Raw genomic sequence first — 15,878 nt, 5'->3', positions numbered from 1 at the left:
TCACAGGCAGTCGTCACTGTCATCGGTACGGGCAACAGGCCCACCTACTAAAAAAGGACTGCACACGTGTCTATTTCTTTATTTTCAAAAGGCTTGCTACTCGGGGCCGGGCTTACGCTCGCTGCCGGTGCCTACGCGGATTCCACCGTTCGCATTTATAACTGGTCCGATTACATCGGCACCACAACGCTGGAGGACTTCACGTCCAGCACCGGGATCAAGACCAAGTACGACGTCTTCGACTCCAACGAAACCCTGGAAGGCAAGCTGCTGGCGGGCCACACCGGGTATGACGTGGTTGTGCCGTCCAATCACTTCCTCGGCAAACAGATCAAGGCCGGGGCGTTTCAGAAGCTCGACAAATCGCAGCTGCCCAACTACGCCAACCTCGACCCGGAACTGCTCAAGCGCCTGGAGAAGAACGACCCGGGCAACCAGTACGCCGTGCCGTACCTGTGGGGCACCAACGGCATCGGCTACAACGTCGACAAGATCAAGGAAGTGCTGGGCGTCGACACCATCGATTCCTGGGCCACGCTGTTCGAGCCCGAGAACATCAAGAAGCTGCAGAAATGTGGCGTCGCGTTCCTCGACTCGGCTGACGAGATGCTGCCCGCAGTCCTCAACTACATGGGTATGAATCCGAACAGCACCGACGAGAAAGACTACAAGGCGGCCGAAGCCAAGCTGCTCAAGGTCCGCCCGTACGTGACCTATTTCAACTCGTCCAAGTACATCACTGACCTGGCCAACGGCGACATCTGCATCGCGGCCGGTTTCTCCGGTGACGTCTTCCAGGCCAAGGCCCGTGCCGCAGAAGCCGGCAAGGGCGTCAAGATTGCCTACTCGATCCCGAAAGAGGGCGGCAACCTGTGGTTCGACATGCTCGCCATTCCTTCGGATGCGCCGGACGTGAAGGCCGCTCATGCGTTTATCAACTACATCCTCAAACCCGACGTGATCGCCAAGGTCAGTGACCAGGTGGGTTACGCCAACCCGAACCCGGCTTCGGGCGCTTTGATGGATCAGGACATTCGCAACGACGAGGCGGTTTATCCTTCGAAGGACATACAGGCGCGCCTGTACGTCAACTCCGAGCTGCCGCCCAAGATCCAGCGCATCATGACGCGCAGCTGGACGAAGATCAAAACCGGTAAATAAAGACCTTGGCGCCCGACCCCATTGGCCGGGCGCAAAAACAGTTGGGAGTTTCACCCATGGCAGTTGCCTCCGGCGCCTACAAGAAATCCCTTGAGGGTGGTCAGCAACCGAAACAGGTGCTGGTCAAAATCGATCGGGTCACGAAGAAGTTCGATGAGACGATTGCTGTGGACGACGTGTCTCTGCAGATCAACAAGGGTGAAATTTTTGCCCTGCTCGGCGGCTCCGGCTCGGGGAAATCGACCCTGCTGCGCATGCTTGCCGGCTTCGAACGCCCGACCGAAGGGCGCATTTACCTCGACGGCGTCGACATCACCGACATGCCGCCGTACGAACGTCCGATCAACATGATGTTCCAGTCCTACGCGTTGTTTCCGCACATGACTGTGGCACAGAACATCGCTTTCGGTCTGCAGCAGGACAAACTGCCCAAGGCCGAGATCGAAGCGCGGGTCGCCGAGATGCTCAAACTGGTGCAGATGACCCAGTACGCCAAGCGCAAGCCGCATCAGTTGTCCGGCGGTCAGCGTCAGCGTGTGGCACTGGCGCGTTCGCTGGCGAAGAAGCCGAAACTGCTGCTGCTCGACGAGCCCATGGGCGCGCTGGACAAAAAACTGCGTTCGCAGATGCAGCTGGAATTGGTGGAAATCATCGAGCGCGTCGGCGTGACCTGCGTGATGGTGACCCACGACCAGGAAGAGGCCATGACCATGGCCGAGCGCATCGCGATCATGCACCTGGGCTGGATCGCGCAGATCGGCAGCCCAATTGATATCTACGAAACGCCGACCAGCCGCCTGGTGTGCGAGTTCATCGGTAACGTCAACCTGTTCGACGGTGAAGTCATCGAAGACATGGAAGGCCACGCCCTGATCAGCAGCCCTGAGCTGGAGCGCAAGATCTACGTCGGCCACGGCGTCACCACGTCAGTGGAAGACAAGCGCATTACCTACGCCCTGCGTCCCGAAAAGCTGCTGGTGACCACCGAACAGCCGTCATTCGAGCACAACTGGTCCCGGGGCAAGGTACACGACATCGCCTATCTGGGCGGTCACTCGGTGTTCTATGTGAAGCTGCCGTCGGGCAAGCTGGTGCAGTCGTTTGTCGCCAACGCCGAGCGCCAGGGCACACGGCCGACCTGGGACGACGAAGTCTTCGTCTGGTGGGAAGACGACAGCGGCGTGGTATTGCGCTCATGAAAATCCGAAAAATAAAACGGGCTTTCAATCGAATAAAACCCACCGGGCGCCAAGCCGTTATCGGCGTGCCGTTCCTTTGGCTGTTTCTGTTTTTCGCGCTGCCGTTTCTGATCGTTATCAAGATCAGCTTCGCTGAAGCCGATGTAGCGATTCCGCCGTACACCGAGATCTTCACCTTCGTCGAGCAGAAGCTCGACATCGTGCTCAACTTCGCCAACTACGCGCTGCTGACCAGTGACGACCTGTACATCTCGGCGTACCTGGGTTCGCTGAAGATGGCCTTCATCAGCACGGTGTTGTGCCTGTTGATCGGCTATCCGATGGCGTACGGCATCTCCATCGCCCGCAAAGAAATACAGACGGTGTTGCTGCTGTTGATCATGATGCCGACCTGGACCGCGATCCTGATCCGCGTCTACGCATGGATGGGCATCCTCAGCAACAACGGCCTGCTCAACGCTTTCCTGATGTGGCTGGGCGTGATCAGCGAGCCGTTGCAGATCCTGAACACCAATCTCGCGGTGTACATCGGCGTCGTGTATTCGTATCTGCCGTTCATGATCCTGCCGCTGTACGCGAATCTGGTGAAGCACGATCAAAGTCTGCTGGAAGCCGCATCGGACCTGGGTTCGAGCACCTTCAACAGCTTCTGGAAGATCACCGTACCCCTGTCCAAGAACGGCATCATCGCTGGCTGCATGTTGGTGTTCATTCCGGTGGTGGGCGAGTTCGTCATCCCCGAACTGCTGGGCGGCCCCGAGACGCTGATGATCGGTAAAGTGCTGTGGCAGGAATTCTTCAACAACCGTGACTGGCCGGTAGCGTCGTCGCTGGCGGTGGTGATGCTGTTGATCCTCATCGTCCCGATCATTCTGTTCAACCGCAGTCAGGCCAAAGAGCTGGAGGGCAAGGCATGAGAGGCTTCCGATTCTCGAACCTGATGTTGGTGCTGGGCCTGATCTTCATCTACGCGCCCATGGTCATTCTGGTGATCTACTCGTTCAACGCCTCCAAGCTGGTAACGGTCTGGGGTGGCTGGTCGGTGAAGTGGTATGTCGGGCTGCTCGACAACACGCAATTGATGAGCGCGGTCATGCGCTCGCTGGAAATCGCCCTCTACACGTCAATCGCTGCCGTGGCGCTGGGCACCATGGCGGCGTTCGTGCTGACGCGCATCACCCGCTTCAAGGGCAAGACGTTCTTTGGCGGCCTGGTCACCGCGCCACTGGTGATGCCGGAAGTGATCACCGGTCTGTCGCTGTTGCTGCTGTTCGTGGCGATGGCGCAGTTGCTCGGCTGGCCCGAGGAGCGTGGCATCGTCACCATCTGGATCGCTCACACGACGTTCTGTGCGGCGTATGTGGCGGTGGTGGTGTCGGCGCGTCTGCGTGAGCTGGACATGTCCATCGAAGAGGCGGCAATGGACCTGGGTGCACGGCCATGGAAGGTGTTCTTTTTGATCACCATTCCGATGATCGCGCCATCGCTGGCAGCCGGGGCGATGATGTCCTTCGCGCTGTCGCTGGACGACCTGGTGCTGGCGAGCTTCGTCTCCGGCCCGGGCTCGACAACCCTGCCGATGGAAGTGTTCTCGGCAGTGCGCCTGGGCGTGAAGCCTGAGATCAACGCGATCGCTAGCTTGATTCTGCTGGCGGTGTCGATTGCGACCTTCCTGGTCTGGTTCTTCAGCCGCCGCGCGGAAAACAACCGCAAACGCGCGATCCAGCAAGCCATCGAAGAAACCGCAGCAGACGGCTGGAAACAGCCGGACATACGCCGTGCGAAGGTGGTCGAGTCGGTTTGATAGTAGGACCGGCTTCAGCCGGGAAGAGGCCAGTGCGTGCGCTATGGATCTGCGGCGTAACGCACTACGCCTTCCCGGCTAAAGCCGGTCCCACAGGTTGGGGCTCTAGCCGGTCTCACCGGATCAATGATCGTTCCCACGCTCTGCGTGGGAATGCATCTCCTGACGCTCCGCGTCACAGCGATGGACGCGGAGCGTCCCGGGCGGCATCCCCACGCGGAGCGTGGGGACGATCATCACTCACACGGGGTTAACGCCCCGGCACTAACCTCAATACCTCTTTGCTGTTGCCCGCCACATCCCCTTCACTGAACCGCTCCGGCACGTACTCGCCGTTGACGTAGCGTTGCGCCTGATCGGCGTAGTGCTTGTCGAACAGCACGCCGCTCTGGCCCACCGGGTTAATGCCCAGAGCATGGGCCGGGTCGGCGAAGTCGATGAGGCGGCGCGTCGATGGCCCGTAAGTGACCGGCCACGGCGCGGGGCCCAGGCTCGCTGACAGGTTGTTCGGCACCTCATGTGTACCGGGCGCCGCGAACGGCCCGACATTGAACAGCATGTCCAGCGGCGGCTGTTTGCCCAGCAGATGTTCGTGGGTCAGCGTGTGCGCCTTGCCCCACGTCCACTCATCCGGGTTCTGCCCGTACAGCGATTTCAAATGCGAGACCGCGGCATGCCAGGCGACCTTCACCGTGTTGTCGCGGCTCTCGGGCTCTCGAGAATGGCGATTGTTCCACCACGGCGAATTCGCGTCGGCCGCCAGTCGCGGCAGCGCCAGGTCAATGAGGCGGGTCGACAGCAGCGTGGTGAATAGCCCGTCGCTCAGCTCGTCATGGAAAGCCTCATCGGTCAGGTTGAACAGGAACTGATTGAACAGCGTCGCCCCCACCGAATCCACGGAGTAGTCACCGTTCCACGCCGCCATGCGCTCCAGCAAGTCGTGCTCCTCCGGCTCGCTCACCACCCGGCGCAGCACCAGAATCAACGGCGTGAGCATCTGTGCGGCGTAGTCCGTCCGGGTGCCGAGCTGCAGCGCCTTGCTGTTCTCCAGATTCCATTTCACCTTGTCGTCGCTCAGCTGGTTATTCAGCTGACGACCGCGTTCGGGGAGATTGTAATAGCCCGGAATCTCCATCCCCGTAGGCGACACCGGCTGGAAGTTCGCCGAGACGATATAACCCCGTGTCGGGTTCTCTTCCTGCGGGTTGGCGCTGAAGGGGTAGAAACCGTTCTTGTCGGCCTGCTCGGAGGCGCCGTCGAGAATGAACGTCGGATTGACCCCCGCAGGCCGCCTGGGCAACTGTGCCGCAGCCCACCAGCCGATATCACCCCTGGCGTTGGCGTAAACGACGTTCAGGCCCGGCGACTGGATCTTCTCGGCGGCGCTGCGCATCTTGTCCAGCGTGTCGGCGCGGTTGGCTTCATAGAAGCCCTGGAGGATCGGGTTGTCCGACTCGAGAAACGACCACCACATCGCAATCGGCGTATCGCTCGGCTGTCGCGCCCCATTGCCACCCATCGCGTCATTGACGATTGGGCCGTGGGGTGACTGCCGCAGGGTCAGGGTGACGGGAGGTTCGCCCTTGACCTCGATCTGTTCGGTGCGGGACGTCATGTCCACCCAGGCCCCGTGATACCAGACTTGATCGGGATTGTCGGGGTTGGTTTTCTCGGCGATCAGGTCCAGATCATCGTTCTGGAACATGGTCAGGCTCCAGCCGAAGTCCAGGTTGTGGCCGAGCAGGGCGAAGGGGTTGAGCGCCTGAAAATGCCCGTATAGCTCAAAGCCCGGCGCCGTAAGCTGCGCTTCGTACCAGACCGCCGGTACCGAGAAACGAATGTGCGGATCACCCGCCAGCAGCGGTTTGCCACTCTGGGTGCGGCTGCCGGAGACCGCCCAGGCATTGCTACCCTCGAACTGCGGCAGGCCGGCTTTCTCCAGTGCCTGCTGGCTGAGCAGCGCCAGGTCATTGAGGCCTTCCCAGTCGTTGCCGGTCAGCGCAGGCGTTTGATTGCCCCCGGAAGACTGCCCAAGCGCGCCTTTGGGCTGCCAGTCCAGATCGAAGATTTTCAGGTATTCCGGGCCCAGTTGATCCCGCACATAGGTCATCAATGGCTCGGTGCGAAAAGCGGCCGCGAAGCTGTACGCCAGATACCCGCCGACGCTGAGGGTGTCTTGCGCCGTGAACGGCCGCTCGCGAATGCCCAGCACGTCGAACTCGATCGGTTTGGGATGCGTCGCCTGGTATTGATTGATGCCGTCCAGATACGCCTGCAGCGCCTTCCACGCCGGCGTGTTTTTATTTTGGCGCGCGACGTAGGCATCGGCGTGTTCGCGGATGCGCAGGCTGCGGAACAGCTTGTCGGTGTTGACCAGCTTGGGGCCAAGGACTTCAGCGAGCTCCCCGCGCGCCAGCCTGCGCAGGATTTCCATCTGGAACAGGCGGTCCTGAGCGTGAACGTAGCCCAGCGCGCGGTACAGATCGTCCTGATTGTCGGCGCGAATATGCGGCACGCCCCGCTCGTCGTAACGCACGGTGACCGGGGCCTGCAGCCCGGTGAGGCTCATCTCGCCATCGCGGACCGGCTGCTTGCCGTGGATGTACCACGCGCCTGCGCCCCCGATGAGCACCAACACTGCGACGACGACGTAAAGGCTGCGTTTCATCCGGGGGCTCAAATGAGAATCGGGAAGGTTTTGCAGGCTACAGATTTGTCTCGCGACTGGGTAGACGGAGCGCCCATGGATTTAAGTGGCGCAACTTGCCACGCCGCTGCGGACAGATGACACTTCCGTGCGGCCGCTTCCTACACTCCCTCATCTGGAATTCCGATGTCCGACACGTTCGACCCCGACCATTTGCGTGCTGAGCTCTTGCCGCTGAGCACGTTGCAGGCGCCATCTGAAGAGGCCCAGGCTTATCAGCGTTTCTACGGTTTGAATGCGCTCGGGCCCAATGGCGCGACCAGTAGCCGGATCGGGCGCGTTGAAGTGGGCGGCTACGACATCGTCACGCAGCTGTGGGTGCCTGATCAGCCGGTCGGGACGCTGGTGCTGATGCACGGCTTTTACGATCACGTCGGGCTGTACCGTCACGTCATCGACTGGGCGTTGGGGCTTGGGCTGGCGGTGATTGCCTGCGACTTGCCGGGCCATGGACTGTCCAGTGGGGCGCGGGCGAGCATTACCGACTTCGCAGAGTATCAGGCGGTGCTGGATCGGCTGTTTGTCGAAGCCGAGCGCCTCACGCTGCCCAAGCCGTGGCACCTGTGCGGGCAAAGCACTGGCGGCGCGATTGTCATCGACCACTTGCTTCATCATGGCGATGCCAGCCCGGCGCAGGGTCAGATCATCCTGCTGGCGCCGCTGGTGAGACCGCGTGGCTGGGCCTTGTCGAAACTCAGCTATTACCTGCTGCGCGGCTTCGTCAAAGCCATCGACCGGCGCTTCAGCGAAAACTCAAATGCCCCGACCTTTCTGCCTTTTCTGCTGGCGGACCCGTTGCAGCCGCGACGCTTGCCAACGGTGTGGGTGGGCGCGCTGGCGAAATGGATCGAGCGCATCGAGCGCGCGCCGCGCAGCCTTCGCAGCCCGTTGATCGTGCAGGGCGAGTCAGACATGACCGTGGACTGGAAACACAATCTGCCGGTGCTCAAGGACAAGTTCGCCGAGCCGCAGATCTTCATGCTGCACGACGCGCGTCACCATCTGGTCAACGAGTCACCGGAGCTGCGCGCGCGGTTTTTTGAGTTTCTGACCCAGCGGATGGGGTAGGGCTCCAAGGCCGGCTTGCCGGCTGACATGACGAATGCAGGACCGGCTTTAGCCGGCAAGGCTTGAGTCGTCACACCGGAAGAATGGAGGGTGTGCCAACAGTCCCCTTCCCGGCTGAAGCCGGTCCTACCAACGTCATTTGACCGTCTGCCCGACCGCCAATCCCGCGCGAACAGCTGCCAGCGCCGCCTTGTAATAGGCCTTGCCTTCGTTGGACTCGGCGAAGGTGGCAAACTCGTCCAGCTCGCCGTCCGACAGGTCGCGGTACACATAAAGCAGCGTGTTGTTCACGTCCTTGCCGATCTGCCCCATGAGCCGCTGACGCTGACTGTCGAGCATCGCCTGGGTCGTTCCGCCGCCCATCAGGCCTGGAATCATCGAACTCAGGCTGTCGGCAGCGACGCCAGCAATCGCCATGCTGACCTCAGCGCCCGCTTCCTTGGCGGGAAGGGCGTTGGCCAGGTGGCCGATGATCAGCAGACGATTGTCATCCGCCTGGATGTGCGGCAGGCCTTGGGCGTTTTTGGCCAGTTGGTCCGGGCGCGTGGCGGTGAGCTCGGCGTTGACGATCTTGCGGCCCAGGGGCGACTGGAAAAACTGCAGCGCCGGGTTCGGGTCCTGCAGCGTCTGGCGCAGCATTTGCTCCCCGCGCTGGTCCATCGCCTGCGGCGCGAAACGCTGATTGCTGTTGCTCACCAGAGCGTCGAACACGGCCGGTGGAAGGCTGTTGCGGTAACGCTGCTGGGCGGCTTTGAGGGCATCGACAAAATGAGCGCGTTGCTCCGGCCAGCCGGCGAGCGTGTAAAGCTGAGCGTGGCCGTCTGCCCAGGCGGGCAAAGTGCAGAACATCAACAGCAGGAAAAACAGACGGCGCATTAGAGACTCCTGTCGGCAGGCCGCCATTCTCGGTGGGGCAGCGGGGATTTGTCGAGTTAACACTTGCCAGACCCCGCTAAAAACCTCGGGTTCGATCAGCGGCAGGGCAAAACCGCCGGGCGTATTCAAACCCGTAAAAATATTCCTCATTCGCCGGACTGCAGGCCCTGTCGGATTAATCGGCGTATGGATACTATGCGCGCCATGCGCATATCCCCTGATCACCCGCTGCTGTTGCGAATCGTCGACGACCTGGCCGAGCGTGGCTGGTCGCAGCAGAACATCTTCCTGCCCGACACCCTGACCCGCGAGCTGGCGCTTGAATGCCGCACGCGTGCCGTTCAGGGCGAGCTCGCGCCTGCCGCAGTGGGGCGCGGGCCGGCGCAGGAGGTTCGCGAGGGGATTCGTGGCGATCACATTCAGTGGCTGGAAGCGGGGCAGGCCGAGCCGTGCGATCGCTATCTGGATCTGATGGAGAGCCTGCGTCAGGCGCTGAACCGAGGCCTGTTTCTGGGCCTTGAGGACTACGAAAGCCACTTCGCGCTCTATCCGCCAGGGGCCTTCTACCTCAAGCACGTGGACCGTTTTCGCGATGACGACAAACGCATGGTCTCGGCGGTTGTTTATCTCAACGACGGCTGGTTGCCGGAGCACGGCGGCCAGTTGCGGATGTACCTCAAGGACGGCGTCGAGTATGACGTGCAGCCCACCGGCGGCTGTCTGGTGGTGTTCCTCTCGGGCGACATGCCCCACGAAGTCATGCCGTCCACCCGTGAGCGGCTGTCGCTGACCGGCTGGTTCAGGCGGCGCGGGAACGAGCCGTTCGAGTTGTAACTGGCTTGCTGTCCGTCTGCATCCGCCCAACATGAAATCTTCTACATCCAGCCACTCAGCGAAATACTTCACGGCCAACCGCAGCTAAGGTAGAGGTCGTTCCTGAGCGGTTGGCTGTCGGGATGAAGAGGCTTCAATCCCCGAACCCGCCAATCGCACATCGATAAAAACGGAGAGATCATGAAGACGTTATTCGCGAGAACTGCCCTGACTGGACTGCTGTTGGCGGCGAGCTTGCTGGCCCAGGCCGCCGACATGCCGCGCACTGCCTCCCCAGCGGGCGCAGAGGTTTACATCATCTCGCCGAAGGACGGCGCGACCGTCAACGGCGCATTCAAGGTGCAATTCGGTCTCAAGGGCATGGGCGTCGCCCCGGCCGGTGTGGACGTCCCGGACACCGGTCATCACCACCTGCTGATCGACGTCAAGGATCAGCCCGACATGACCGCGCCGCTGCCGACCACCGACAACATCCGCCACTTCGGCAAAGGCCAGACCGAAACCGAGCTGAACCTCACGCCGGGTCAGCACACCCTGCAACTGCTGGTCGGCGACAAGAACCACGTTCCGCTGAATCCACCGGTCGAGTCGCAGAAGATCACCATCACGGTGAAATGACACGCTGCAGAAGGGTGTCTTGCGCACAGCCGGCGTGTTGCCTGATTCGCGCACAAAAAAGGAGACCCGAAGGTCTCCTTTTTTATCACCCTGGAACCAACGTCCTAGAACAGAACGCGGCTACGGATGGTGCCGTTGATGTGCTGCAGTTTCTCTTGCGCCAGATCGGAGTACTCGGCGTCAACGTCGATGACCACGTAACCGACTTTCTCGTTGGTCTGCAGGAATTGACCGGAGATGTTGATGCCGTTTTCCGCGAAGACCTTGTTGATCTCCATCAGTACGCCCGGGATGTTCTGGTGGATGTGCAGCAGGCGGTGCTTGCCCGGGTGAGCCGGCAGGGCCACTTCCGGGAAGTTGACGGAAGAAACCGACGTACCGTTGTCGCTGTACTTGACCAGTTTCTCTGCCACTTCCAGACCGATGTTGGCCTGGGCCTCAGCGGTCGAGCCGCCGATGTGCGGGGTCAGGATCACGTTGTCCAGGCCGCGCAGCGGGCTTTCGAACACGTCGTCGTTGGAGCGGGGCTCGACCGGGAACACGTCGATGGCCGCGCCGATCAGGTGCTGATCCTTGATCGCTTCAGCCAGGGCGTCGAGCTCGACCACCGTGCCGCGCGCTGCGTTGATCAGGATGGCGCCCTTCTTCATCGTGCGAATTTCTTTCTCGCCGATCATCCACTGGGTTTCGTTGGTTTCCGGAACGTGCAGGGTGACGATGTCGGACATGCCCAGCAGCTCGTTCAGGCTGGATACCTGAGTGGCGTTGCCCAGCGGCAGCTTGGTCAGGGTGTCGTAGAAGTACACCTGCATGCCCAGGCCTTCAGCCAGGACGGACAGCTGAGTGCCGATCGAGCCGTAGCCGATGATGCCGAGCTTCTTGCCGCGAATCTCGAACGAGTTGGCTGCGCTCTTGATCCAGCCACCGCGATGGCAGGAAGCGTTCTTCTCCGGGATACCGCGCAGCAACAGGATGGCCTCGGCCAGCACCAGCTCCGCCACCGAACGGGTGTTGGAGTAGGGGGCGTTGAACACAGCGATGCCGCGTTCGCGGGCTGCGTTCAGATCAACCTGGTTGGTACCGATGCAGAAGCAGCCGACCGCGACCAGTTTCTTGGCGCTGTCGAACAGTTCTTCAGTCAGTTGGGTGCGGGAACGAATACCGATGAAATGAGCGTCGGCAATCTTTTCCTTCAGTTCGGCTTCCGGCAGAGACTTGGTGTGGTACTCAATGCTGGTGTAACCGGCGGCCTTGAGGACGTCGACCGCGGACTGGTGGACGCCTTCGAGAAGAAGGAACTTGATCTTGCTCTTGTCGAGGGAAGTCTTGCTCATCTGCGTAAACCTGTGTCCCGGAGAGAAATGGCAGTAAGTGAAGCGCGCGCCAATCGGCCGAAAGCTCGATTGGCGGGGGGCGTATGCTAGCATATGCACCCCGCGAAACACCCCATTCCTGGACGTGAGCCGTTCTCAGGATGACCATGAATTGTTCGAGAGTTCTGTTGATGACCCATCCTGCGCTGATAGATGAGCTGAAGACCCTGGTTGAGCCCGGCAAGGTCCTGACCGACGCCGATTCCCTCGAAACCTACGGCAAGGACTGGACCAAACATTTCGCCCCGACGCCCACCGCCATCGTGTTTCCCAAGACCACCGAACAGGTGCAGGCGATCGTCCGCTGGGCCAACGAACGCAAGGTTGCGCTGGTGCCGTCGGGTGGTCGCACCGGGTTGTCCGCCGCCGCCGTTGCCGCCAACGGTGAGGTGGTCGTCAACTTCGATTACATGAATCAGGTGCTCGAACTCAACCTGACAGACCGCACTGCCATCTGCCAGCCAGGCGTGGTCACCAAGCAGCTGCAGAATCTCGCCGAAGAAAACGGCTTGTATTACCCGGTGGACTTCGCGTCTTCAGGCTCCAGCAATATCGGCGGCAACATCGGCACCAACGCCGGCGGGATCAAAGTGATTCGCTACGGCATGACCCGCAACTGGGTCGCGGGCCTCAAAGTCGTCACCGGCAAGGGCGACCTTCTCGAGCTGAACAAAGACCTCATCAAAAACGCCACCGGCTACGACATGCGTCAGCTGTTCATTGGCGCTGAAGGCACGCTGGGGTTTGTGGTCGAGGCGACCATGCGTCTGGACCGCGCGCCGAAAAACCTCACCGCGATGGTCCTCGGGACCACCGATTTCAACGCCATCATGCCGGTGCTGCACGCATTCCAGAGCAAGCTGGACCTGACCGCATTCGAGTTCTTCTCGGACAAGGCGCTGGCCAAGGTCATGGCGCGCGGTGACGTGCCGTCCCCGTTCGAAACCGAGTGCCCGTTCTACGCGCTGCTGGAATTCGAAGCGACCACCGAAGAAGTGGCCAACCACGCGCTGGAAACCTTCGAGCACTGTGTTGAGCAGGGCTGGGTGCTGGATGGCGTGATGAGCCAGAGCGAACAACAACTGCAAAATCTGTGGAAACTGCGCGAATACATTTCTGAAACCATCTCCCACTTCACGCCGTACAAGAACGACATCTCGGTCACCGTTTCGAAGGTCCCGGCGTTTCTTGCTGAAGTGGACGCGATCGTTGGCCAGCATTACCCGGATTTCGAAATCGTGTGGTTCGGCCATATCGGCGACGGCAATCTGCACCTGAACATCCTCAAACCGGAAAACCTGAGCAAGGACGAGTTCTTTGCCAAGTGCGCAACGGTGAACAAGTGGGTGTTCGAGATCGTCCAGAAGTACAACGGCTCGATCTCCGCAGAACACGGCGTCGGTATGACCAAGCGTGACTACCTGCACTACAGCCGTTCGCCGGTGGAAATCGAATACATGAAGGCCGTCAAAGCGGTGTTCGACCCGAACGGCATCATGAACCCCGGCAAAATCTTCGCGGTGTAAGCGGTTCCCCCATTACAACAAGCTTCTCAGGAGCGCTCATGAGCTATCAGCACAAGTACGTCGACGGCACCAAGGTTCACTTTCCGCTCGGTAAAGTCGTTTGCATCGGCCGCAATTACGCCGAGCACGCCAAGGAGCTGGACAATCCGGTACCGACCGAGCCATTGCTGTTCATCAAACCGGGCAGCTGCGTGGTCGGTATTGAGGGGGGCTTCAGCATTCCTCAGGACCGAGGTTCGGTGCACTACGAAGCCGAGATCGTCGTGCTGATCGGCAAGCCGCTGAGCAAGAACCCGAGCCGCGAAGAAGTCCTCGACGCAATCTCCGGCTTCGCCCCGGGCCTGGACCTGACGCTGCGCGACGTGCAGTCGAAGCTGAAAGAGAAGGGCCTGCCGTGGGAAATCGCCAAGTCGTTCGACGGCGCGGCGGTCATTGCGCCGTTCGTGTCCGCTGACGCCTACCCCGATCTGACCGACATCGCGATTCGCCTGACCATCAACGGCGAAGTCCGCCAGGACGGCAACAGCAGCCACATGCTCAACCCGATCGTGCCGATGATCCAGCACATGGCCTCGCAGTTCTCGCTGCAGGCCGGCGACCTGATCATGACCGGCACGCCCGCAGGCGTAGGACCGTTCACTGTTGGCGATGAGATCGTGCTGGAGCTGACTGGCCAGAGCCGTTTCGAAAGCGACGTGCGCGGATGACACAGCGTAAAAGCCGTGCGCGTTTCCGCTGGTGGTGGTTGCTCGTTGCAGCGCTGGTAACTTTGGCCGGTCTGTCTTATGCCTGGCACTGGGACGATCGCGGCCTGTTGTGGCTGCGCGAGCGCAACGTCACGCAGGCCGAGCGCGCAGCGGGCATCTGGCTGCCGGATTACAAGGTCGACATCGACGCCAAGCCGCTGGCCGGCATGGAAGAGGACGAGGCCTCGGACCTGTCCTACGACCCGGCGACCAAAACCCTGTATTCGGTGATGGGCAAAAACCCTTTCCTTTCCGAGATCACGCTGACCGGCGACGTCATTCGCAAAATCCCGCTTGTAGGCTGGGGCAACCCCGAGGGTGTAGCCGTTCTGGGCGACGGCCTGATTGCCATCGTCGATGAGCGTCAGCACCTGATGACCATCGTCCACGTCACGCCTGAAACCAAAACCCTCAACATCGCCGACTTCCCCAAGTACGACCTGGGTCCCTCGAAGGATCAGAACAAAGCCTTCGAAGGCATCGCCTGGGACCCTCGGGATCAGCAGTTCCTGTTTGGCGAAGAGCGTCCGCCGGCGTTGTACAGCTGGAAGGCCGACGGCAGCAGCGAAGTGAAGGGCGAGAAGCGCAAGCTGATCAACGACAACCTGATCGTGCGCAATCTGTCGTCCCTGTACGCGGACCAGAGGACCGGGCATTTGCTGGTGCTGTCCGCCGAGTCGCACATGCTGCTGGAACTGGACGGCAAGGGGAATCAGGTCAGCTTCATGACGCTGCTGCATGGTTTCAACGGGCTGAGCCAGACCATCCCGCGCGCCGAAGGGGTGGCGATGGACGAGAACGGCACCATTTACATGGTCAGCGAGCCCAACCTGTTTTACACCTTCAAGCGGCAGTGACGCCGGGCCGGTTTCGACTTGATGGTCTGCCCACTTTCGCTTGAGCTCTGAAAAGGTGGAACGAGATGTCACATCGCTTTCAGTTTGGCTTCAGAATACGGTGATATTAAAGCCGCCCCACTGAAGTCGAGCCCCCTGCATGCGTCGTGTGTCCCCGTTCCAGAGCGTCCTGCTCACGTTACTTGTCCTGTTGATACTGACCGCGTCCTTTTTCGTGGCGCGCGAATACCGGGTCATCGAGCGGCTCTGGTTCAACTGGTACGTGTTCTGGCAATCCAGCGACGCGCAAGCGCTGGGCCTCGACGCCTATGAGGTCGAGATTGAGGCGCGGGCCATCGACGGCCTGACGGCTAACGTCTCGGCCCTCAGCTTCGATCCGCAACGCAAGACCCTCTTTACCGTGACCAACAAAAATCCCGAGCTGGTCGAGCTGAGCCTGGAAGGGCGGATTCTCAGACGAATTCCCCTGACCGGGTTCGGAGACGCTGAAGCGGTCGAATACATCAGCCCCGGGATTTACGTCATCAGTGACGAGCACAGTCAGCGGCTGATCAAGGTTCACGTGGATGACGACACGACATTCCTCGACGCCGCCGATGCCGAGCAGTTGACCCTGGGCATGGATGCCGGCGGCAATAACGGCTTCGAAGGCCTGGCCTACGATAATCAGGGCCGCCGCCTGTTCGTCGCCAAAGAGCGGCGGCCGGTGCAGATCATCGAAGTGCGCGGCTTTCCTGACGCCGGAACCCATTCCCCGAACATCCTGGAAGTGACGTCCAGCAAGCAGCGGGATGCCGGCCTCTTCGTCCGTGACCTTTCCAGTCTGCAGTTCGATGAGCGCAGCGGGCACTTGCTGGCGCTGTCGGATGAGTCGCGGCAGATTCTCGAGCTGGACACTGACGGCAAGCCCGTCGCTAACGTGTCACTGACCAAGGGCAGCATGGGCCTGAGCAAAAGCGTGCCCCAGGCTGAAGGCATCGCCATGGGGGACGACGGCACGTTGTACGTGGTGAGCGAGCCGAACCTGTTTTATGTGTTCAAGAAGCGCTAACCCGGCGCTGGATGTGGCGAGGTTGGGAGAGCTGCGCATCACGGGTGGGCGTGACCGA

General features: G+C 60.9%; 14 protein-coding genes. 11 read left to right on the top strand and 3 right to left on the bottom strand.

Features of this window, described 5'->3' with window-relative positions:
• Positions 1-66 precede the first annotated feature (66 nt).
• The 4 genes from SLW74_RS03710 to SLW74_RS03695 are packed head-to-tail and all read left to right on the top strand — an operon-like array spanning position 67 to position 4,164.
• Positions 67-1,161, top strand: coding sequence for a polyamine ABC transporter substrate-binding protein (locus SLW74_RS03710; protein ID WP_065987359.1), 1,095 nt, complete (start codon positions 67-69; stop codon positions 1,159-1,161).
• A gap of 56 nt (positions 1,162-1,217) precedes the next feature.
• On the top strand, positions 1,218-2,360 hold the full coding sequence (potA, locus tag SLW74_RS03705) for a polyamine ABC transporter ATP-binding protein (RefSeq protein ID WP_065987358.1): 1,143 nt from the start codon (positions 1,218-1,220) through the stop codon (positions 2,358-2,360).
• Positions 2,357-3,277 (top strand): ABC transporter permease subunit, encoded by a 921-nt coding sequence (locus SLW74_RS03700; protein ID WP_065987357.1) that lies wholly within the window; start codon positions 2,357-2,359, stop codon positions 3,275-3,277. The genes potA and SLW74_RS03700 overlap by 4 nt, the downstream gene beginning before the upstream one ends.
• Entirely contained in the window at positions 3,274-4,164 is an 891-nt protein-coding gene (locus SLW74_RS03695; protein WP_410928164.1) for an ABC transporter permease subunit, read from the top strand. Before SLW74_RS03700 ends, SLW74_RS03695 begins: the two co-directional genes overlap by 4 nt.
• A gap of 250 nt (positions 4,165-4,414) precedes the next feature.
• Here SLW74_RS03695 and SLW74_RS03690 read toward each other — a convergent pair whose 3' ends face one another.
• Complete coding sequence (locus SLW74_RS03690; RefSeq protein ID WP_410928163.1) at positions 4,415-6,832, bottom strand: penicillin acylase family protein; 2,418 nt, start codon at positions 6,830-6,832, stop codon at positions 4,415-4,417.
• 165 nt (positions 6,833-6,997) lie between these two features.
• On the opposite strand from SLW74_RS03690, the gene SLW74_RS03685 reads away from it, so the two are divergent.
• Positions 6,998-7,939: an alpha/beta hydrolase gene (locus tag SLW74_RS03685; protein ID WP_410928162.1), complete on the top strand. Its 942-nt coding sequence runs from the start codon at positions 6,998-7,000 to the stop codon at positions 7,937-7,939.
• A gap of 135 nt (positions 7,940-8,074) precedes the next feature.
• On the opposite strand, the gene SLW74_RS03680 is transcribed toward SLW74_RS03685, so the two are convergent.
• Positions 8,075-8,815 carry a DUF2059 domain-containing protein gene (locus SLW74_RS03680; RefSeq protein WP_410928161.1) on the bottom strand — a complete coding sequence of 247 codons (741 nt, stop codon included), beginning with the start codon at positions 8,813-8,815 and terminating at the stop codon, positions 8,075-8,077.
• 195 nt (positions 8,816-9,010) lie between these two features.
• Between SLW74_RS03680 and SLW74_RS03675 the strand changes: the two genes are divergently transcribed.
• Both SLW74_RS03675 and SLW74_RS03670 read left to right on the top strand, forming a co-directional pair.
• Positions 9,011-9,649, top strand: coding sequence for a 2OG-Fe(II) oxygenase (locus SLW74_RS03675; RefSeq protein ID WP_065987352.1), 639 nt, complete (start codon positions 9,011-9,013; stop codon positions 9,647-9,649).
• A 180-nt stretch (positions 9,650-9,829) separates the two neighbouring features.
• The gene (locus tag SLW74_RS03670; protein WP_192130840.1) at positions 9,830-10,267 is read left to right on the top strand and encodes a DUF4399 domain-containing protein; all 438 of its coding nucleotides are present in this window, start codon (positions 9,830-9,832) and stop codon (positions 10,265-10,267) included.
• A 104-nt stretch (positions 10,268-10,371) separates the two neighbouring features.
• Here the strand turns inward: SLW74_RS03670 and serA are convergent, their stop codons facing one another.
• Positions 10,372-11,601, bottom strand: coding sequence for a phosphoglycerate dehydrogenase (serA, locus tag SLW74_RS03665; protein WP_065987350.1), 1,230 nt, complete (start codon positions 11,599-11,601; stop codon positions 10,372-10,374).
• A 170-nt stretch (positions 11,602-11,771) separates the two neighbouring features.
• On the opposite strand from serA, the gene SLW74_RS03660 reads away from it, so the two are divergent.
• The 4 genes from SLW74_RS03660 (at position 11,772) to SLW74_RS03645 (ending at position 15,820) form a co-directional block, all read left to right on the top strand.
• Positions 11,772-13,166: an FAD-binding oxidoreductase gene (locus SLW74_RS03660; RefSeq protein ID WP_410928354.1), complete on the top strand. Its 1,395-nt coding sequence runs from the start codon at positions 11,772-11,774 to the stop codon at positions 13,164-13,166.
• 38 nt (positions 13,167-13,204) lie between these two features.
• A complete protein-coding gene (locus tag SLW74_RS03655) occupies positions 13,205-13,873 on the top strand; it encodes a fumarylacetoacetate hydrolase family protein (RefSeq protein ID WP_065987348.1) in 669 nt (222 codons plus the stop codon).
• Entirely contained in the window at positions 13,870-14,769 is a 900-nt protein-coding gene (locus tag SLW74_RS03650; RefSeq protein ID WP_410928160.1) for an SdiA-regulated domain-containing protein, read from the top strand. Before SLW74_RS03655 ends, SLW74_RS03650 begins: the two co-directional genes overlap by 4 nt.
• A gap of 139 nt (positions 14,770-14,908) precedes the next feature.
• Positions 14,909-15,820 (top strand): SdiA-regulated domain-containing protein, encoded by a 912-nt coding sequence (locus SLW74_RS03645; protein ID WP_410928159.1) that lies wholly within the window; start codon positions 14,909-14,911, stop codon positions 15,818-15,820.
• Positions 15,821-15,878 lie beyond the last annotated feature (58 nt).

The sequence above is a fragment of the Pseudomonas sp. W5-36 genome (assembly GCF_046540455.1).
GTDB lineage: Bacteria > Pseudomonadota > Gammaproteobacteria > Pseudomonadales > Pseudomonadaceae > Aquipseudomonas > Aquipseudomonas graminis_B.
Note: the sequence above shows the minus strand (reverse complement) of the source record. Positions and strands in the feature narration are given on the sequence as shown.